Raw genomic sequence first — 20,691 nt, forward strand, 5'->3', positions numbered from 1 at the left:
GCCGATTAAGGATGTTGCGGTAAGGGCACATCCCTTAATTCAGAGAAACGAATAGCGTCTTCTTTTTCATTCAGCACGAAATCAGAATTTTTTACCGCGTCTTTCATATGCTCATCAGAAACAGCATAACCCATCATTTCTAACACCAGGAATTTGGTTAAATCAGATGAGAAGTAGTGGTTGTTGTTGCGCAATTGTTCAGCCTTCGCACACCAGGACGCATCATTCATCAGCAATGGAATTTTATACATTTCATTATCACTGGATGGAAAACCATGTCCCTGCCCCACAACTTCCCCATGGTCTGATACATAAACCAACTTGTAATCTTTAAGATAGGTATCAGCAAGGGTAAAAATACTCTTTAAGGTATCATCGACGTTATAAATAGACGCATCATAATCATCAACCATCGGGTTGTCCGCTTCCCCTCTACGGTCAGAATAAGGCAAATGGTTACCCATCAGATGAATGACGTAAAAATTTCTCTCTTGCGATTGCTTAAAATAATGCTTGATTGCCGGTAATAACTTTTCGTCCTGCCCCTCGTTAACTGGGAAACGGGTATTATTATCTTCCGGAGTTTGCAGTACTTCAGCATATTTTGCCAGATAACCGAAAGGCTTGTTCCACATGTTGTTTTGCATCTGAGAGTCGAACCAGTACGTATGGTAGCCCTGCAATTGTGCCATCTCGATAAGATTCTTAAATTTAAACAAGTTGCCACGCTGCAAGGGCGTTTCAAAAGAAACCAGCATCGGTACAGCAAGTCGTGTTTGCGCAGCCGGAGAGTGAACGTTATTAACGACACATATTTGTCCATCTCTATCCATCTGCGATAAGTTTGGCGTAGTATCTTTTCCATAGCCGTAAATACCATAGCGGCCAGGGTTAGATGATTCGCCAATCACATATATAATGTTCTGGCTACCTTCAGTCTCTTTTTTAATATAATCAGGATATTCTTTATGCTCTATCTTTTTGTATTTAACATCATCAACTATATTTTCAGCGATAATCGACACTGAGGAAACAAGAGGTCCAAAAAAAATCTTGTACTGATCGATGTATGGCTGCGAAATAAAAGTTGGTGAATATTCGATATTATTGATAAAGAATTTAGTCCCCCAAAAACTAACACCATCTATCACAGGCTTTGAAAGAATAAGGATAAGACTAATAGTCAAAATAACACGTTCTTTAACAGAATAGCGTGCTTTTGGTATTTTAATCGATAACAACGAAAGTGCAAAAAGTATGAAAAGAAAACCTACCAGAAATTTTAGACCAAAGGTTTGTACGGTACCTAATGAAACGGAAAGGCCAACCCCGAAGGTTGACATGACCATACTGGTTGAGAGTCCACCATATTTCTGATAGATAAAGTAAGTCAAAAACGTGATCAATGAAACAAAAACCACCAGACTGTTTCTGATTATTTTATTACGAATACAAAAAATCAAACGCAAGAAAATAAAAACAGAGAAGAAAGTGGTAAAAAATATATTTGTAGGTTCAAACCAACACAACACAAGGGACAGAAAAAACAGTATAAAATATAAAAAACGTCTGGTTTTTAAATACTCTAAACATCTAAAAAAAACGCTCATGCAAACTCCGAAATAAAGCAACTTATTATTGTGCATTGTAATGTTGCTATTTTAACACACTGAACCTCACTGACAAATATCACTCCATTGATCCTGGATAATGAAAGCGTTTAAAAATAATTTATTCGGCATGATGGGTGCTGCACTCCGGGCTTAATTTCACATACTTAAGCAAATTTAATGTTAAATCAACTATCGTGAGACCGATCACAACAACAAAAAAATAACTACCAGTTAACATCAGTGTGGTAATATAAACAAATACCGTCAGGTTCTGCTTCTTGACGCGTTGGTTATGGAACACAACAAAAATAAAGCCAAACAGGCTACGGGGTCTCACTTGCAACATTATAAACATCTCGACGGACTCCGCGGAGTCGCGTCGCTTGTCGTCGTGCTTTACCATATGGATGTATTTATGGGGGTGCTGGTATCGCCAAATGGATTATATTCGCAAAACTCAGTATGGTGGCAGATATATCGAAGGATTTTGGATGGGAACTTCTCAGTTTGTCTATTTTTCGTAATGAGTGGTTATGTGTTGCTCATTGGCTTTTATAAGCGGCAAAACGACCTTTCTTATCTTAAAGAAAGCTTTATAAAAAGATACTTTAGACTTACCCCACTGGTACTCGCTTCAGTCATTCTGGCTGTTGTTTTACAAAATACGATAGGCTTCCATAATGCCGAAATGGCGGCGATCGTAGGTGGGCACGAGTGGTTAAAATCTAACTATCAATCAGAACTCACACTAACTGGAGCCATATACAATGGTCTGTATTCTGCTTATATAGGCGATACCTCCTATAATGGCCCACTCTGGACGATTAAAATAGAGTTAATGGGGTCACTTTTTCTGTATCTCTATGCCGCATTATTTTTTGTCAAAAAAAACGGTGCCCACATCATAATATCAGCAATACTTATCTATCTGATTGAACCGACACTTGGCTGCTATTTGATACTATTTATTATTGGCGGTACTATTTTGGTATATAACATAAAACTTGAACCTAAGTTTATTCTTCCAGCCAGTATATTAACAGTTGTTCTTGCAACAGAAAATCCGTGGACAATTGAAATTAACTTCTTAAATGAACTCACAAGTTTTAGTAAAGAAGGTTTGGCCACGTTGTGTCACTCAATCGCAGCAGTAGTTTTATTATTAATAGCTAATACATCATCAAAACTTTCAAATTGTCTGTCCAGACCTGTATTTACTTTTCTGGGTAAGATCTCATTTTCCTTATATGTATTTCATATCCCTATTATCATGAGTATTGGAACGGCATTATTTGTTTATTTACATGATGCAGGTATTACTAACCAATTTGCTAGTATAATAAGCACATTAGTCAGTTTATTATTTTGTGTGCTTATATCATGGTTTGGCTATACATTCATTGATAAACCATCTACAAAAATTGCATCTTTAGTAGGCGACAAGCTGAATATGAGAGCCAGCCAATTATAAAAAAAAACCGCGAAAGAAATCTTTCGCGGCTTTTAATAAGGTAGAAGAGTTAGAATGTTTTGGCTTTTAGTAGCTTTAAATAAAACATAAATCTTTCTCTTCCTTTATTTTTGGCTATTACCAGCATATCAAATTTAGACAAAATCTTCTTAGATGCAAAAATTTGCGCCAGGACCTGCTTAAAATATTCATCCTTGAATTTCGCTTCAATGACACTCCAGGCCCAGAAGTGGACATCGAGTTCTAACTCAAATAATTTACGCTCTTCATCATAGTTGAACGTATCCGAGTTACGACTGTAGATCCAATCAAAAATAGGGAAATGAACATAAAGTCGGTCATCTCGCACAGAAATATCCTGACCTAAGCGCCCTTGACGATAATAGTAATAATCAAAAGGTATATTAGCAATAATCTTGGCGTTTAAAAAAGTCTCGAACTGGAAAGGTAAATCATCAAACCGACGAATATGCTCAGGGAAAGAAATTCCTTTGTTTTTCAGCATGTCAGCAGAGTAAATACGACGCCACATTGTTGGGCGCTCGCGTAGTAAATCCAGACGGCTGAGATTAATGTCCAGGGGGAATTTAACTATTTCACCAGTCTCATAAGCTTCTTTATAGCCACACTGGGAAATGTCAGCATTTTTCATCACCGCGGCACGGAACAAATCTTCATACATCTGAAGATCGCACCAATCATCGCCGTCAACAAAACCAATATATTGCCCTTTGGCCTGGCTAACGCCGGCATTTCGTGCCGTCGCGCACCCACCATTGGCTTTATGGATAACTTTCACTCTACCTGGGTATCTCGCAGCCCAGGCGTCAGCTTTCTCACCGGAATCATCCGGTGTACCATCATCGACGACTAAAATCTCTATACTTTCAATAGACTGATTCGCCAGGGACTCAATGCACTGGTCGATATAGGCGCTGATATTGTATGCGGGTACGACCACTGAAACTTCATACTCATACTTCTGGCGACTACCCGTGAGAGGTTGGTGTTGATCCTGAATGCGCCAGTAAAAAGTATCCGCAGCGCGCGCGCATTGACGATAAACAATTAACGGATCAACATCGTACTGATTGAATTCACCACAAATATGGTCAAGTTTCCACTGTGCAGTAACATACTCCAGAGCTGCCCGGGTAAATGCAGGAAGAGAAATACGAACGCTAACGTGACGCTCACCAATCAACTCATTAATTTCAGGATTGGAGAAATTATCAAACAGATAGACACGTTCTTTCAATTCAGGGTTTTTATTTAATAGTTCCTGAATACGTTTAAACTTGCTTGCATTAGATTCAACAACAATTATCGCGCGCGGCTTGCTGTTATAAAATGCAACCAGAAGCTCCAGACCAGTATAAGTACCGACAAAAGCTAAAACATCACTTTCGCAAGAAAACAAATCTACGCCAAAAAAGCTTCGCTCGATGATATGCTTGTGTTGTGCTAACTCATCATGGCTAATTGCCGAAGGTAGTTTATTTAGATATGCATTCAATTGTGTTCTATTGATCATTTTATTAACCTACTACCCGTTTTCCGAACTTATTTTTTGCAAAACGCAAAGCTTTTTTGAAGATCAATTTATTGACATCAATGTTTGCAGTAGAAATAGCCTTCAACAGTTTAAATTTTGTTGATAGCGTTTGCTTACCAGTACTGTACTCTGTGAGAAAATCCGTTGCGCCATTGAAAAATGCCAACATGAGAATAAACTCTCTGTTACGCTCCGCAAAACCTAAGGAAGTTTTCAAGCGCGAACGCACGCCCGGATTAGATACAGAAAACAGATCCACACCTTGCTGGAAGTAACGACGTCGATCACTCAAAGTTGTATATCTACCACACCAGAAAATCATTTTAAATAGTAGCGACATTACACAATATTGCTGATATGCATTGAGACCTTTAACTTCAGGCTTCTGCAATAACTCTTTCGCGGTCTTAATTATATCAAATCGCTTTTCGCTTTTTTGATCCGTAATCTTCCCTTCACGATTAACTCGATAAAAATAGCCGACAGTATCTATCATGCCAATTTTTGTTGCGTTAACCAGACTTACAATATGAGGAGTAACGTCTTCAAAATGAATCCCTACCGGGAAGATAGTTATATACTTGTCAAAAAACTCTTTCTTAAGGATACGGTTATTGGTATTAGGTTCAAGACTGAGGATTTGCGGATATGCTGCAACATTTACTGTCTTCTTCAGCTCGCCACCTAAAATATGATCCCAAGTCGCTGCATCATAGAACGGATACGAATCTTTTGTTTGGTTGTCGTAAACGTATGAACGATATAATACAATATCAAGATCGTCAGACTCGGCAAATTCCAGGGAATCAAGAACAGCTTTTTCGTTCAACCAGTCATCACTATCACAGAAAGAAATATATTGGCCATTCGCGTAGCGTAAGGCCGTGTTTCTGGCCTCTGATAGCCCTTTATTTTCCTGTGATACGAAAATTGCGTTACCTTTATAGGTATCAAGCCATTGCTGAACAACTTCGACACTATTATCAGTACTGCCATCATTTACAATGATAAGTTCTATTTGATCATTACCATTTTTATCAAATGAAGATAAAGTCTTCTCCACAAAACCAGAAGTATTATAGACTGGTACTATAATAGACAATTTTGGTATAACCTTTGATTGTCGAGTATCACAAACTATCATGTCGCTCATTACTGTCTCTTGTATAAATATATTTAACTTCAGACTAGATTGTAGAAACTAGCCAAATCAAAATGAGTATCTTCCGTATAAATAAATATCCCAAACCCTATCAGCAAGAAGAAATATTTAACTATGACAATATTATCATTACGAATAAAGAACAAGCCATCAATATTTAAATAAAATATTTCTTCCAAAAATTCTCAGACGTTAAGTACGAGATCTTCTTTCCATACACTTCTGCAACAGCATTATAGGTAAAGAACCCTTTGCTAATGGCCCACAATGTTTTGATGATCAACTTAGCACAGCGTAATTTATCCTGCTTCAGTACGATAAAACTACCCTCAGTAGTTTCATAGTAAACTTCAGCATTCAAAAAAACCTGTTTTGTCGGATGAATTTCTGTGTTAGGGATTCGTACCCTATTTCCAGCCGTAATAAACCCAGGAACCAGATGACCATTGAGAAGAAACAGCCTGATTATCTTCGCCCATTTGGACTCAGGACTATCACGGTCAGTTTTTTTCACGTCGTTACCCTGCTCGACTTCACATGGCAATTCATCTTTCGACAGCTCACTAATCCGTCTACGCGCTTTTTGCGCATCCGCATCGTCAATCCAGAAATCAGGGCCTTGCATAACATCTGAATAAGCTTCAATGATAGCCTCAGCCGAAGAATAACGGTATGAAAAGCATAGCAAAAGTACTTTTGCTAATATCCAAAAAGCTATCTGTCTTCTTTTCTGTGATGACGGGTATACAAATGCAGGAACCAACAGACCTCTAACGCTCAAATATTCAACTAATGCGCTATATTTTTGATTAAAATTCATCTGCCACGACGCAATGCCATTGAGAGTAACGATCGGGTAAGCATGCATTATCCCGAATAAAATGTCATCGCCGCGGACGAAGAAAGGAAAAGCATAGTATTTTATCGCTGATACTTTAAAAGCGCAGAACCACCATGCTGCGTAATTGGCTTGTCCGTCCTCTTTATTAAACACATCCAGGCCACTTGGTGTTGAGACATCAACACCATTTTTTAAAGGCCGCATTCGTATCTGTTTATAAGGATAAATAGCACCAGCCTCGTAAACCGTTTGAGGTTTATCCTCATATAGCATACTGCCTGCTATCATCTGTTCATCTTTTTTTGAAAAACACATGAACCAATATGCTCTATTAATACTTTCGATTTCACAGGATGCGTCATCATCCATAAAGATACAATAAGTTTCTTTATTGTTCTTTTTCACCTCAAATAAACCACGAGTGAAACCACCGGCCCCCCCCATGTTTTTATTTTTTATATAAGTAACATTAGGTCTTGGCTCTAAATCTAAATTGCATCCATTATCAATAACATATACATGAAATTTTGACTGACCGACACTATCGGAAAATAAGTTTTCCTCAAATCTCGACATTGTCGATAATAATGCTGCCTGTCGATTATAAGTCGTGATGACAATCGCTAACTTACCAAAATCCTCTACTGCCCCATATGTAGTAAAAGAAAAACTCCTGATTTCACTATCATCAATTGACGACCAGTAAAAATAAAGCCTACCGTCACGACATTCATTTAATTCTAAATTATCTAGTGTGAATGCCCCTTCAATTTCGCGTTGAAATACTTTCTTTAATATATCTTTCGTTTTTAAGAAAATTGTGGCGATACCTCTGCCAACAACATCAACTTTGAACCCAATCTGTTTAACTGTTGTGTATTTCGACCACTTATGGAGATCAAATGAATTATAAAAAGTATCAAAGCAAATGTCATGATTCCTCGATACTCTGACGTACCCTGCATCACTATAGCATGTAGATACATTATCAGATAAAAAATACAGAGAGCTAATTTCACGGTGGTGTATATCAGGGAATACTGATGACTGTAATGCAATATTATTATTCATAACCTAACCGCATGAGTATTTTTCAGCGCTGAAACAGCTCTTCATATACTTGTAATGTTTTATCAATAACAATTTCTGATGTATAATGATTGACAATATTTTCCCTGGCATTGATACCCATTTTTTGTCTGTCATCATCTTCATTTATCAATGCTTTAATTCTCGCGGCCAGTTCTTTGACATTTTTGCGTTCAACTATATAACCATTATAGCCGTCTTTAATTAGTGAATTGCACCCACCATTATCATAGACAACACAAGCTCTACCCACAGCACCAGCCTCAAGCAGAATTCGCGGTACACCTTCGGGATATACAGAAGGAAGAGCAACAATATTTGCCCCAGCAATCAATTCTCTAATATCATCTCGAGTACCTAACCAGACGATATCACCTGCTGCGTGCCATTTTTCTATTTGCCCCAAGGTAATTCCATCGTCATCATTCTCAACAATGATACCTGCTACCTGAATAGTACAATCTATCCCTTCTAACTTCAGGATCCTTTTTGCCTTAATGAGATCAAGTAATCCTTTACTATGTAGCATACGACTGGCAAAAAGTATTATTCCATGAGTCAATTTCGGTTCTTGCTGGTATGAAAAATAACTGATATTAACCCCGGCGCCATCAATGACCTTTGCTTTCTCTTCTTTGACTCCCAGCAGAGAAAGTATTTTTCTTTTATCTTCTCGATGTTCAAATATTATTTTACAATCAACATTTGAGAACAAATATCGATACAACCTGAGGACAAGCCAACGTAATATTTTAAAAATGAGTTGCTCACTCTCAAACACTCGCCCTAGCCCTACAAAACTATAAACAAGTTTAGTTTTGTGATATTTGGCCCACAGACAACTTATGATCCCAGGTTTAATCGTAATGCAATGAAGGATATCAGGATTAATGCCTTTCAATATCCTCGAGGCATTAATAAAGCCTTTGATAAAAGCAAAAGGATTGATGCTTTTCTCATTAATTTGACTATTAACGCAGTGAAATCCTAATGCGGTGAGTCTGTTTGAAATTGCATCATCTACAAAATTTGCAATAACATAGACATCATATCCATTATTTAATGCAGCAATTCCTCTTTCGAGCCAATGAAGTTCAAAATACCAGGCAGAGTTAACAAAATAGCATAATTTCTTTTTCATAGCGGATTATGCACCTCTACCTTTTGGCTTCCAGAAACCATCCTTGATTCCATTATAGACATTAATCATACATTCTTTCCGCTTTTCATGCTTCAGTGCTGTAAATATATACTTCAACAACCTTAATGAAACATCAAATAAGGTGAAAGGCGAATTGTCCTGGAATATTTTACGGGACAAGATAAGGTTTCTACTTAAATAATATAGTTTCCATGGGGCTATTAATTGATTAGTAGTATCAATATCATGGACAATACATAATTCAGGAAGGTAAATAATAGGCGTACGTTGCAGGACCAGATGATGACCAAAATAAACATCGTCAAAATAGATAAAAAGCTCATCATATATAAACGATATAGATTTCTTTAGTGTCTCCTGACTTATCAACATTCCTACAAATGAAACGCTCACCACGGTCTCTTGCTGGCTTCCGTCAGGAATAAAACGTGCAGGATTAACTCTGTAAGCGATATTTCCCCAAAAACCATTAGGAATTTTCTTCCAGGGTATATTCATCTTGCAGCATTTGTCTGATGTATCCACCACCGTGCAGACATAGACATTTTCACTCGATAAATCAAGTGACTGAAAAGCTACGCCAAAATTTTTCTTCGGATACGCATCATCATCGTAAAATAGAACCCAATTAGTGTTCAAATTTTGCGTTATCCATTGCGCTCCATATTTAAAACCGCCAGCCCCGCCATCATTCATCTCCCGATGTAAAACTATAACTCGTTCATCGCAAACAGAATTAAGATAGGCTTGAGTGTCGTCGGTTGATGCATTGTTAACCACAACTATATATTGAAAAGGCAACGCCAGCGTTGCCTCTATTGTTGTTTTTAACTTTTCTAACCGATTATAAGTGACGATTAGAGCAGCTACATTCATCTGACTTTGACCGTGAACACAGGCATCACAGAATTCTGTTCTAATGACTTAAGATAAGTTCGCCCAGTTTCCAGAGCTTCAGCAATAGTTACATCCATATCAAGATAGCGGTATGTACCCAGACGACCAACAAAGGTAATATTTGCTTCTTTTTCGGCGCGATCGAGATAATTTTGCAGCATAGCCATCTCCCCTACCTGACGAATTGGGTAATACGGAATATCCTCAGGCTCACATGAGCGACTAAACTCGCGATAGCAGATTGATTTTTCATGGCTTTCCCATGGCGCAAAGTACTTATGCTCAGTAATACGAGTATAAGGCACTTTTTGCTCACCATAATTCATTACCGCACATCCCTGATAATCACCGTCGGTTCGGAAAGCATCGAAATCCAGGGTGCGATAGCCCAGACGTCCCATATCATATTTATAAAAACCATCCAGCGCGCCACTATAAAATACATGGTCATATTCGCTACGAGTGGTTTCATCAAACAGGGTGTTTAAAGCCACTGAAATATTTTTATGATCTAATATCTTATCTACGATTACCGTGTAGCCGTCTTTTGGCATCCCCTGATATTTATGATTAAAGTAGTTATCATCGTAATTGAATCGTACAGGCAGACGCTTAAGAATGGAAGCCGGGAGCTCCGACGGAGACATCCCCCACTGTTTGATTGTGTAACCTTTAAAAAAGGCTTCATAAAGTTCTTTGCCGACAAAACGCAGTGCCTGCTCTTCAAATGTTGCAGGTTCTTCTATCGTTTTATCACTCTTTTCATCAATTAATTTACGTGCTTCGGTTGGGGAGCACGTGGTATGGAAGAACTGATTAATTGTGTGTAAGTTAATTGGTAAGGAAAATACTTGCCCATTGACCGTCGTCTTCACCCGGTTCACATAAGGCATCATTTCCGTGTATTGGTTGATGTACTCCCAAACCTCAGCATTGTCAGTATGGAAAATATGAGGGCCATAGGTATGAACCATAACGTTGGTTTCACTATCCCGCTCACTATAGCAGTTACCAGCAACATGCGGCCGGCTGTCAATAATCGTCACCTGATGACCTGCTTCAGCCAATAAGCGACCAATAACCGCGCCTGAAAATCCTGCGCCGACAATAAGTACATTCTTCTGCATTAGTTTTTCCATCAAGCCATTGAGGCTACATATTCATCAACAATAGAGCTTGCCTCACCGATAGCTTTCAACCGGTGATTTTCAACCCACACAACTTTATCGCAAATCTGCATAACATCTTTCATGCTGTGGCTAACAAACAGGATTGTTACCCCACGTTTTCTGAACTCATTGATTGTTTCAATACATTTCCGTTGAAATGCGATATCCCCAACCGCGAGAACTTCGTCGATAATCAATACATCTGGATCAACCTGGCTAATAACGGAAAAGCCCAGCTTCGCCAGCATGCCACTGGAGTATACGCGAATAGGCTCATCAATGAACTCACCTAGCTCTGAGAACTCGATAATTTTATCAAGCCGTTTATTAACTTCTGCTCTGCGTAACCCCAGTAAGGTGGCATTAAGTTTGATGTTTTCACGCCCGGTAAGTTCCGGATGAAAACCGCCTCCCAGCTCCAACATCGAAGCCACGCGGCCGACAACTTTTACCTCGCCCTTACTTGGCTTTAGCACACCAGCAACGAGACCAAGGGTCGTACTTTTGCCAGCGCCATTGCGGCCAATCAATGCAACTGATTCACCCTTATTGACGGTGAATGACACATTCTCGATAGCCAGATACTTACGGCCTTTTAGCAAATTAAAGGCCCGACGCGGATGAAAAAACAAGTCTTTAATGCCAGAGCCAATATGATGATATAGAGGATACTCTTTTGTTACATTGCAAAATTCAATAACAGCGGTCATCACAAAATCTCTGCAAATCGATATTTTAATTTATTAAAGACCCACACTCCTAGCAGCAACACAACCATGCCTGATGAGTATAGATAAGTGATATGCACATAATCCAGGTTGCCATTCATAAGCAGATCTCGCCAGGCCATAATCATGCTAGCCAGTGGGTTATAATCAATGATCCAGGTAAATTGTTGCGGGATCATATCTGAATTATAGAGTATCGGGGTACAGTAGAACATCAACATAATGCCCAAGGCGACAAATCGCTCCAGGTCACGGAAAAACAAATTCAGCGTTGAGAAAATTAGAGCAAATCCAAATGTAAAAATAATCTGTCCGATCGCCAGTAGAGGAATGCCCCAGAACCAACTCAGCGACGGTGACATACCATAAACATATAGAAACACAGCGATTACAGGAATTGTACACAAGAAGTGCAGCCCTTCCATCATCACATTACTCAAAGGAATAACCGAGCGCGGAAATACTGTTTTTTTAATGATCTGCGCATTAGAAATAAATGAGTACAATGAATTGGTTGCCGAACTTGCGAACCATTGCCACGGGAACAACCCAGTAATCAGGAAAACGGTATAATTTGGAATTTGTACTCTCATTACCATTTTAAAAATAAAATAGTAAATCATCGCAAATAATAAAGGGTTTGCGATAGACCATAAATATCCAAAGATGCTACTTTTATAGCGAACTTTTAAATCTTTATTAGTTATCACAACAAGTAGATCAAATAAATATCCTAATTTAAACTTCATTATTTGCACTCATTTTTTTGAAATCGACCACGCAATCATTCTTTCCTCTGGCACCTTGAGGAAATTGTGCACAGCTATAATATCAACATAATTATAATAAATTAGCCAAAAGCAGTCGTTGCCTCTATATCCACGGTATAGAGTAGCCCTTCTTAGCAACCATAAGCGGTTCCATATAATAGCGTACTCTATACCATCATTTGGAGTATGTTACGGGGGTGACTATACGACTACAAACGATTAGCTTTGTCTAGTTGACTCGCAACAGCCAACGATCACATCAATCAGAGACACGCTACCGCCATTGGCTATCGCAACCAAAGCGCGCAAAACAAGCTTAGCATTTGATAAATCGTCATAAACCTCAAAGCATTACTACCGCAAGAGTCCATGATTTTGCTCTGTCTCAAGCCTCAAGTTGAGCTCAATCCGAGAGCGGTCACTCTCGCCGCTTCAGAGGCAACTTGCCATCAGGTTAGTCTCATTTCAGGCAACGGACCTGGCAACTGAGTTACTTAACTTTATACAAGTTGCCCTATTCAGCAGCGTCATTAATGTCAGTGGCATACCTGCCTATTATGGTAATAAAATCAGAAAGTTGCAATGTGGGCATCTTAAGTTAATACCATATGAATGAAACAGCAGCATAGTATACTCCCGGACTATAAGATTAAAAGCGAAAAAGCAGTATTGGCTGGCAAAGAAGAGATATATACCAGGTAAGTACAATGCCGTTTAAACATTTGTCTACAACTAAAAACACTTGCTAACCAATGCGAGTGATTTTCACTCTCATATTGGAGATGGCGTCCTTGCTACGGTAGGTTTAGCTTTAAATGTTATTCTCTCCAACCTTTCCGAACCAATCAGTAAACAAGATGATCGATACCTCCCCCCTGTGTAAAATAGGCCCTTATAGGCAGTGGGACATAATGATCCTGGAGGATATAAATGAAATTTTTAGTCACTGGTGCTGCTGGCTTCATCGGCTTTCATGTATGCAAACGCCTGCTGGAAGCTGGTCATGAGGTTGTCGGAATCGACAATATGAATGACTACTACGATGTGAGCCTCAAACAAGCCCGCCTGGATCTTCTGAAAGCACCTTTGTTCAGTTTTCACAAAATTGATCTCGCCGATCGGGTCAGCATGGAGCAGCTTTTTGCTACGGAGAAATTTAACCGCGTAATCAACCTTGCCGCTCAGGCCGGCGTGCGTTACTCGCTGGAAAACCCACACGCTTACGCTGACGCTAACCTGATGGGCTTCCTGAATATCCTTGAGGGTTGTCGCCATACTAAAGTTGAGCACCTGGTCTACGCGTCATCCAGTTCCGTCTATGGCTTAAACCGTAAGATGCCGTTTTCAACCGATGATTCGGTAGATCATCCTGTATCGCTATACGCGGCAACCAAAAAAGCCAACGAATTGATGGCACATACTTATGCGCATCTGTATGGAATTCCAACAACCGGGCTGCGGTTTTTTACCGTCTACGGACCCTGGGGACGCCCGGATATGGCACTATTCAAATTCACGAAAGCCATGCTCGAAGGGCAATGTATAGACGTCTACAACTACGGAAAAATGAAGCGGGACTTCACCTATATTGACGATATAGTTGAAGCAGTTGTTCGTGTTCAGGATGTTGTTCCGCAACCGAATCCAGACTGGACGGTTGAAGGCGGGTCTCCGGCGACCAGTTCCGCCCCCTATCGGGTATATAACATTGGTAATAGTTCGCCTGTAGAACTGATGGACTACATCACTGCGCTTGAAGAGGCGCTGGGAATGGAAGCTAAGAAAAACATGATGCCGATGCAACCAGGCGATGTTCTGGAGACAAGCGCTGAAACCCAACCGCTATATGATCTTGTTGGTTTCCGGCCACAAACCACAGTTAAGCAAGGCGTGAAGAACTTCGTGGATTGGTATAAAGACTACTACGCAATTTGATAGTTTCTTATCTTCTATTTTACCGCAATCAAAAGATTGCGGTATATTAACCGCCAATAGTGTAATCAGCCTAGTATTATCCCGACGCTATATATTTCTAATTCGACAGACGTTTCTTTCGATGTAGAAGACAGAGACAGTCTCGCAAATGCCACGGTAGCATTAGTATTTTATTTCAGCACATAATGATGCTGCGTTTTTTCTTTATAAAAAATTAAGACAGGTAATTTTGCAAACTACCTGTCATTATGGAAAGTTAATCGTTACCAAAGAGGTCACGCGTATATACTTTATCTTTCACATCCGCCAATTCTTCTGCCATGCGGTTAGAGATAATAACATCTGATTCCTGCTTGAAAGCATCAAGGTCGCGAATAACGCGTGAGTTAAAAAACTCATCTTCCTTCATCACTGGCTCGTAAATAATTACAGGTATACCTTTCGCTTTTATCCTTTTCATTATACCTTGAATAGAGGAAGCACGGAAATTATCAGAGCCGCTCTTCATAATTAACCGATACACACCAACAACTTTCGGGTTTTTCGCCAGAATAGAGTCTGCAATAAAATCTTTTCGGGTGCGATTAGCATCAACAATTGCCGAAATAATATTATTGGGCACCGACTCATAATTCGCCAGCAACTGTTTGGTATCTTTCGGTAAGCAGTACCCACCATAGCCAAAAGAGGGATTGTTGTAATGATTACCAATTCGCGGATCCAGACATACACCCTCAATAATTTGTTTACTGTTTAGTCCCTGGCTTTCGGCGTAGCTGTCTAACTCATTAAAATAGGCAACACGTAGTGCTAAATAAGTATTAGCAAAGAGCTTAATAGCTTCAGCTTCAGTTGAATCAGTAAAAAGGGTCGGAATGTCTTTTTTTATCGCACCTTCTTTCAATAGGTCTGCGAATCGCTCAGCACGAGCAGAACGCTCACCAATGACAATCCGTGATGGATATAAATTATCGTACAAAGCACGCCCCTCGCGGAGAAACTCCGGCGAGAAAATGATATTTTCAATGCCAAGGCGTTCTTTTATGCCACGAGTGAAACCAACTGGGACCGTTGATTTTATAACCATAACAGCTTTCGGATTGATAGCAGTCACATCACGGATGACAGCCTCAACAGAAGACGTATTGAAGTAATTTGTCTTGGGATCATAATCTGTCGGCGTAGCTATAATAACGTAATCAGCGTCATGATACGCATCAAGTTTGTCTGTTGTTGCACGAAAATTAAGCTTTTTTTCCGTTAAATATTGTTGGATCTCATTATCTGCTATAGGTGAAATTTTCTGGTTAAGCAAATCTACTTTGGCCTGAATGATATCCAAAGCAACCACTTCATGGTTCTGGGCAATCAGAACACCATTCGATAAACCAACATAGCCTGTACCGGAAATAGTAATTTTCATAGAGCAACACTTCTACAGTTAACGGGTGATGGCAAATCGCCACAGTAATCATGGATACTGCTGGCGTTTTACTCTTTGCGAATAGTGAAGTCAAGACGGGGACGGGTCTTAAGGGTCCCCTTCATGTGAGCATACAGATTGAAGCGTAGTATCGATACGGGTTTCAGAGATGCAAAAAACAAACTATTTTACACTCTTTCTGTTCCCGACTTCATAGCTTAACTCAAGAACGATGGAAATACCCCGCGACTTGCATAATATCTTTTTCGCTCAGCGTACCTGAATCTCCAAGCAACGTAATCCAGGCCTTAATATACGTGTATTTGGCCTCTGCTAAATCTCGCTGTGCAGCGTAAAGCTGCTGCTCCGCATTAAGCACATCAACGTTAACCCTTTGCCCTGCAAGCACACTTTGCCGCGTGGCCTCAACCTGCGTCGTTGCAGACTTTACAGCCAGTTCGTAAGCCCTAAGCTTCGCCTGGCTACTAATACATTGATTAAACTGTTTACGCAGATCGTTCATTATCGAACCGACCTGGGCGTCCAGTTCATACTTGGCCTGACCATAACGTGCCGCGGCCTGCCTTGTCGAGGCAGCAACCCCTCCGCCAGAATAAATTGGCATTGATACCTGAACCCCAACGCTATCTGTTCGATATTTTTGATTTACGGTGTTGTCGCTGCTGGAATCATTTTCCGAATGTGATGCGTATAGCTGTACCTGAGGCATAAATCCAGCCCGATTGCGTTCTACATCATAACGCGCTGCATCCACGCCATGACGTGATGAAGCTAGTTGGGGATTTCGTTCCATGGCTAATTTTTGCCAATCATCGAATGCTGTATAACGTAGCGGCGAGACCTGAAATTTGCCTTGCCGTAACGTCTGCAATGCATCTAACTGATCAAGTGGAATTCCGATGATGACTTCAAGTTCCCGCTGAGCTGAGTCTAAGACATCCCGAGCCTCGATAACCTGAGCTTCGGCCAAACTGTACCTTGCTTGAGTCTCAGCAACGTCCGTTACAGTACCCTCGCCAGCGGACATCAGGCGATCATTTAGAGCAAGTTGTTCTTTATAAGCAGCTTTCTGCGCCTCAGCGAGTGCAATTTGATCTTTTGCATATGCAACACTGACATAAGCCGAAATGACCCGGACTGCAAGATCGAGATATTTACTGCGATATTTTTCGTCGGCCATCAAACTTTGTGCGACTCCCGTTTTATATTTCGCATAAGCCTCATAATCAAATAGAGGTTGCGTTAAGGTCACGGAACCAGCATAACTGCGGTACTGCTGTCGTTTAGTCACATCGCTGACATTGCCAAAAATATCACTCGTCTGATATTTTTGAGTTTGCCAATTTCGTGGTGCATTCTGATAATTGAGAGAGACTTTTGGTAGCAACCCTGCTCGTCCGATATTCCTTGCCTCATCACCGGCTTCTTTTTCTTTAATCGCCGCCTGAAATGTTGGGTCTTTTTCCAATGCAAGCGAATAAGCATCCAGAATACCCAATGCATGCACCGGTGAGGATATCACCCACACTATCGAACTAAGGGCTAGATTAATCATCTTCCTTTTCATGAAAATCACGATTATTCCTCGGTCAATGAAGTACGCGCACGATCCATAATAGGTTTAAAGAGATAACTTAACAACGAACGTGACCCCGTCCTTACGAACACCTCGACAGGCATCCCAGGTTTTATTTCCTCGCCCTGGAGCATTTTAATGCCTTCCGGAGTGACGGTTACCTGCATCTGATAATAAGCTTCCCCATTTGCTTTATCGATTAAACGGTCTGCAGAAACGAGCGTTACAGTACCAGGTATTTTAGGGGTCCTGTTCTGGTTAAAAGCAGTAAACATAAGCTCAACGGGAAGTCCGGTATATACTTTATCGATTAATTGTACTTTTAATTGAGCATCCACAACCAGCGCAGCTTCACTGGGAACCACATCCATAAGATGGTCGCCTGCACCCACTACTCCCCCTTGGGTAAATATATTCAGCCCAACAACTGTTCCATCAACTGGCGAAATAATTTCCGTATTCCCTAGTTCAAAATTAGCCATATCAAGTTTGTTTTTATAATCATTTACATCCATTTGCGTTTGCGCTAACTGTGTTCTTACTTCACGCTGATAATCCGCATAACGCTGGTCTATTCGCTGTTGCGACTCTAGCAGTTGTTTTTGAAGCTGTCCGATCCTGCCAATCGTCTCATCAATGCTGCTACTGATCTCTGCAAACTGACGTTGAGCCTCCAGATAACGATTCCTCGGCAAATACCCTTCAGCAGAGAGCTGTTTCATACTGGTCATCTGCTCACGGATACTGTTTAGCTGGATCTGTTTATTCGCCCGGGAATCCTGTAATCCCTTAAGCTGGAAACGGATGCCATCAATAGATTGTTTAAAACCATCAACTTCACTACGTAATGCCTGTCGGCGCGAAATGAAAAGTTGTTGCTGCAAGGCAATGATTTCCGCTGCACGAGGCTTGTCTTTGATAGCATTGAAAACGTCAGAGAATTTTATGGTATCCAGGTTATCTCTTTCGGCCAACAAACGCCCTTCCGTTGCCAGAGTGGTATAATATTGAATCTTCAGAGAATCCACCTGCGCCTGCGCCTGAACCTGGCTCATTTGAACCAGTACCTGCCCGGCTTTGACCTTATCCCCTTCTTTAACCGCAATATTGCTAATAATACCGCTAGTTGGAGACTGGATTGTTTTACGGTTTCCTGAAACTGTTACCGACCCTTGAGAAGCAACGCCTTTATCCAATGGGGCAAAAGCTGCCCATAAAAGGAAACCGCATAAACCAATGGCGATCACCAACCAACCGAAACGCGTATACTTCCGCTCATCAGTAGAATCTGATGAGGTATCGCCACGAAGAGACTGATTAATGTGAGAAGACATATTCCCCCCTTTAACAACAGATAGTTGCAGCTATTATTTGAGAAGCCGTTTTTTAGTTTATTTGTGTTTTAGGGGGTGCCCCGTTGCCGTCATGCGATTCATTATTAACTGCATGCATTGCCTGTTGCTGTGCTGACTGAGTTCTCTGAGCATTATTCAAAGCCTGAAGTACCTGCTGGGTGGTACCAAATGCGTTAACCTTACCAGTGACTAACAATAACAACTTACTGGTCATTGAAAGCAAGTTAGTTCGATGCGTAATCAGTACCACCGTTTTTTTCCGCTCTCTAAGAAAGGCAATAGCCTTATTAAGGGCTAATTCGCCAGCGTCATCCAGATTAGAATTAGGTTCATCAAGAACAATCAACGAGGGATCGCCATATAAGGCCCTTGCAAGACCAATTCGTTGTTTTTGACCTCCGGAAAGTCCGTTTCCTCCGTTGCCAATAACTGAGTCATAGCCATGTGGAAAACGTAAAATCAGTTCGTGTACCCCTGCCAGTTTCGCGGCAGCAATCACTTTCTCAGCATCGACATCATTAAATCTCGCAATATTCTCCGCTATGGTTCCGGCGAACAATTCAATGTCTTGTGGTAAATAGCCAATATGGGGGCCCAGTTCATCTTTATTCCACTGATAAATATCTGCGCCATCCAAACGAACAATTCCTTCACTTACCGGCCAAATCCCAACTAATAATCGTGCCAGGGTCGATTTTCCGGATGCACTAGGGCCAATAATGCCAAGCACATCACCCGCCTGTAAATTAAATGACACAGCGTGTAGTACCGGTTCACCCTGCGCGCCCGGCGGTTTCGCAGATACATTTTCTACGCTCAGTACTCCTTCAGGCTTCGGTAGAGACATCCCGGTGCCACGGGGTGGATTACTATCGAGTAACTTCACCAACCGGCCATAAGATAGTTTTGCCGAACTCCAGCTTTTCCAGACGTTAATCACTTGTTCTATCGGAGCAAGCGTTCTTCCCATCAAAATAGAACCTGCGATCATCATCCCCGGAGTAATATGGCCATCAATGGCCAACCAGCCCCCCAGCCCGAGCACCAAAGATTGCAAGGAAAGACGCACAAACTTTGTAATAGAATTGATACGTGAAGCTCGTTCGCTCGCGACTCGCTGACTGTTCAGAAATCGTTGATGTAAACTAAACCATCGTCCCTTGATATTTGGCAACATTCCTAATGCTTCTATAACTTCCGCATTACGCAAGTTGGTGCTGGCAAGACTTCCTGATTGCAACGCAAGCTTACTCGCTTCAGCCAATGGTTCTTTTGAAACTATTTCATTCACCACGGCCAACGCTATCAGTATTAGTGAGCCAATTAATGCAAACAACCCCAACCAGGGATTAAACAGAAAAATGACCAACAAATAAATCGGGAACCAGGGCGCATCAAAAAAAGCAAAAAGCGCGCTGCCGGTCAAAAACTGACGCATGTTAGTAAGATCGTTAAGCATTTGCCCGGCATCAGCAGATTTGTTTTTGAGATTATCTTCGTATGCTGCGGTATAAATACGTGTATTTAAACGCATATCTAGCTGTGCGCCAATCCGTATTACCACCATGCTACGGACGTACTCCAGCAATGCCATCATACCAAACATGGCAAGCATGATAAGGGTTAGCATCAGCAGAGTAATTTCATTACCAGAGGGTAGCACCCGGTCATAAACCTGGAGCATATAAATCGAAGGTACTAACATTAAGATATTAATGAATGCGGTGAAAACACCAACTGTCCAGAATATTTTACTGCGAGTGCGTATTACGTCCGCAATTTCATTGCGCGGTAAATAGTGCTCCACTGCTTTTTCCCTTAATTTTGTGTACCTTCAGCCACACCTCTACCGACAGTAGAGCAATCAGATCCCAACAACTCAGGCTGGAGATATTTATAATATATAGATAGGAAAGTACTAAAA

At 40.8% G+C, this 20,691-nt stretch carries 15 protein-coding genes; 2 read left to right on the forward strand and 13 right to left on the reverse strand.

Annotation, left to right across the window (positions count from 1 at the left end; genetic code table 11):
- Positions 1–5: 5 nt before the first annotated feature.
- Positions 6–1,610 (reverse strand): phosphoethanolamine transferase, encoded by a 1,605-nt coding sequence (locus AC22LX_RS07160; protein WP_063447760.1) that lies wholly within the window; start codon positions 1,608–1,610, stop codon positions 6–8.
- 295 nt (positions 1,611–1,905) lie between these two features.
- Between AC22LX_RS07160 and AC22LX_RS07165 the strand changes: the two genes are divergently transcribed.
- The gene (locus tag AC22LX_RS07165; protein ID WP_072047966.1) at positions 1,906–3,084 is read left to right on the forward strand and encodes an acyltransferase family protein; all 1,179 of its coding nucleotides are present in this window, start codon (positions 1,906–1,908) and stop codon (positions 3,082–3,084) included.
- Positions 3,085–3,133: 49 nt separating this feature from the next.
- Here the strand turns inward: AC22LX_RS07165 and AC22LX_RS07170 are convergent, their stop codons facing one another.
- The 8 genes from AC22LX_RS07170 to AC22LX_RS07205 form a co-directional block, all read right to left on the reverse strand.
- Positions 3,134–4,618, reverse strand: coding sequence for a glycosyltransferase (locus tag AC22LX_RS07170; RefSeq protein WP_049061320.1), 1,485 nt, complete (start codon positions 4,616–4,618; stop codon positions 3,134–3,136).
- Between the two features lie 4 nt (positions 4,619–4,622).
- Positions 4,623–5,792 (reverse strand): glycosyltransferase family 2 protein, encoded by a 1,170-nt coding sequence (locus AC22LX_RS07175; RefSeq protein ID WP_063447762.1) that lies wholly within the window; start codon positions 5,790–5,792, stop codon positions 4,623–4,625.
- A gap of 166 nt (positions 5,793–5,958) precedes the next feature.
- Entirely contained in the window at positions 5,959–7,713 is a 1,755-nt protein-coding gene (locus AC22LX_RS07180) for a glycosyltransferase family 2 protein (protein WP_045391791.1), read from the reverse strand.
- 22 nt (positions 7,714–7,735) lie between these two features.
- Positions 7,736–8,872, reverse strand: a complete 1,137-nt coding sequence (locus AC22LX_RS07185; RefSeq protein WP_045391794.1) for a glycosyltransferase family 4 protein — start codon at positions 8,870–8,872, stop codon at positions 7,736–7,738.
- Positions 8,873–8,878: 6 nt separating this feature from the next.
- Positions 8,879–9,769 (reverse strand): glycosyltransferase, encoded by an 891-nt coding sequence (locus AC22LX_RS07190; RefSeq protein WP_045391797.1) that lies wholly within the window; start codon positions 9,767–9,769, stop codon positions 8,879–8,881.
- Positions 9,766–10,917 (reverse strand): UDP-galactopyranose mutase, encoded by a 1,152-nt coding sequence (gene glf / locus AC22LX_RS07195; protein WP_045391800.1) that lies wholly within the window; start codon positions 10,915–10,917, stop codon positions 9,766–9,768. Before glf ends, AC22LX_RS07190 begins: the two co-directional genes overlap by 4 nt.
- A gap of 11 nt (positions 10,918–10,928) precedes the next feature.
- Positions 10,929–11,669 carry an ABC transporter ATP-binding protein gene (locus AC22LX_RS07200; RefSeq protein ID WP_045391802.1) on the reverse strand — a complete coding sequence of 247 codons (741 nt, stop codon included), beginning with the start codon at positions 11,667–11,669 and terminating at the stop codon, positions 10,929–10,931.
- The gene (locus tag AC22LX_RS07205) at positions 11,669–12,436 is read right to left on the reverse strand and encodes an ABC transporter permease (RefSeq protein WP_045391805.1); all 768 of its coding nucleotides are present in this window, start codon (positions 12,434–12,436) and stop codon (positions 11,669–11,671) included. Before AC22LX_RS07205 ends, AC22LX_RS07200 begins: the two co-directional genes overlap by 1 nt.
- A gap of 951 nt (positions 12,437–13,387) precedes the next feature.
- Between AC22LX_RS07205 and AC22LX_RS07210 the strand changes: the two genes are divergently transcribed.
- Positions 13,388–14,392, forward strand: a complete 1,005-nt coding sequence (locus AC22LX_RS07210; protein WP_045391808.1) for an NAD-dependent epimerase — start codon at positions 13,388–13,390, stop codon at positions 14,390–14,392.
- Positions 14,393–14,648: 256 nt separating this feature from the next.
- Here the strand turns inward: AC22LX_RS07210 and ugd are convergent, their stop codons facing one another.
- The 4 genes from ugd to AC22LX_RS07230 all read right to left on the reverse strand — a co-directional run bounded on the left by ugd (position 14,649) and on the right by AC22LX_RS07230 (position 20,574).
- Positions 14,649–15,815 carry a UDP-glucose 6-dehydrogenase gene (gene ugd, locus AC22LX_RS07215; protein ID WP_045391811.1) on the reverse strand — a complete coding sequence of 389 codons (1,167 nt, stop codon included), beginning with the start codon at positions 15,813–15,815 and terminating at the stop codon, positions 14,649–14,651.
- Between the two features lie 223 nt (positions 15,816–16,038).
- Positions 16,039–17,403, reverse strand: a complete 1,365-nt coding sequence (locus AC22LX_RS07220; protein ID WP_228339515.1) for a TolC family outer membrane protein — start codon at positions 17,401–17,403, stop codon at positions 16,039–16,041.
- Between the two features lie 11 nt (positions 17,404–17,414).
- On the reverse strand, positions 17,415–18,746 hold the full coding sequence (locus tag AC22LX_RS07225) for an HlyD family type I secretion periplasmic adaptor subunit (RefSeq protein ID WP_045391817.1): 1,332 nt from the start codon (positions 18,744–18,746) through the stop codon (positions 17,415–17,417).
- 52 nt (positions 18,747–18,798) lie between these two features.
- Complete coding sequence (locus AC22LX_RS07230) at positions 18,799–20,574, reverse strand: type I secretion system permease/ATPase (protein ID WP_045391820.1); 1,776 nt, start codon at positions 20,572–20,574, stop codon at positions 18,799–18,801.
- Positions 20,575–20,691 lie beyond the last annotated feature (117 nt).

Source organism: Klebsiella sp. PK01 (assembly GCF_057624675.1).

Bases quoted from the DNA above. Each gene is read 5' to 3' on its own strand.
- AC22LX_RS07160 (WP_063447760.1), bottom strand. From the start codon at position 1,610: ATGAGCGTTTTTTTTAGATGTTTAGAGTATTTAAAAACCAGACGTTTT.
- AC22LX_RS07165 (WP_072047966.1), top strand. From the start codon at position 1,906: ATGGAACACAACAAAAATAAAGCCAAACAGGCTACGGGGTCTCACTTG.
- AC22LX_RS07170 (WP_049061320.1), bottom strand. From the start codon at position 4,618: ATGATCAATAGAACACAATTGAATGCATATCTAAATAAACTACCTTCG.
- AC22LX_RS07175 (WP_063447762.1), bottom strand. From the start codon at position 5,792: ATGAGCGACATGATAGTTTGTGATACTCGACAATCAAAGGTTATACCA.
- AC22LX_RS07180 (WP_045391791.1), bottom strand. From the start codon at position 7,713: ATGAATAATAATATTGCATTACAGTCATCAGTATTCCCTGATATACAC.
- AC22LX_RS07185 (WP_045391794.1), bottom strand. From the start codon at position 8,872: ATGAAAAAGAAATTATGCTATTTTGTTAACTCTGCCTGGTATTTTGAA.
- AC22LX_RS07190 (WP_045391797.1), bottom strand. From the start codon at position 9,769: ATGAATGTAGCTGCTCTAATCGTCACTTATAATCGGTTAGAAAAGTTA.
- glf (WP_045391800.1), bottom strand. From the start codon at position 10,917: ATGCAGAAGAATGTACTTATTGTCGGCGCAGGATTTTCAGGCGCGGTT.
- AC22LX_RS07200 (WP_045391802.1), bottom strand. From the start codon at position 11,669: ATGACCGCTGTTATTGAATTTTGCAATGTAACAAAAGAGTATCCTCTA.
- AC22LX_RS07205 (WP_045391805.1), bottom strand. From the start codon at position 12,436: ATGAAGTTTAAATTAGGATATTTATTTGATCTACTTGTTGTGATAACT.
- AC22LX_RS07210 (WP_045391808.1), top strand. From the start codon at position 13,388: ATGAAATTTTTAGTCACTGGTGCTGCTGGCTTCATCGGCTTTCATGTA.
- ugd (WP_045391811.1), bottom strand. From the start codon at position 15,815: ATGAAAATTACTATTTCCGGTACAGGCTATGTTGGTTTATCGAATGGT.
- AC22LX_RS07220 (WP_228339515.1), bottom strand. From the start codon at position 17,403: ATGAAAAGGAAGATGATTAATCTAGCCCTTAGTTCGATAGTGTGGGTG.
- AC22LX_RS07225 (WP_045391817.1), bottom strand. From the start codon at position 18,746: ATGTCTTCTCACATTAATCAGTCTCTTCGTGGCGATACCTCATCAGAT.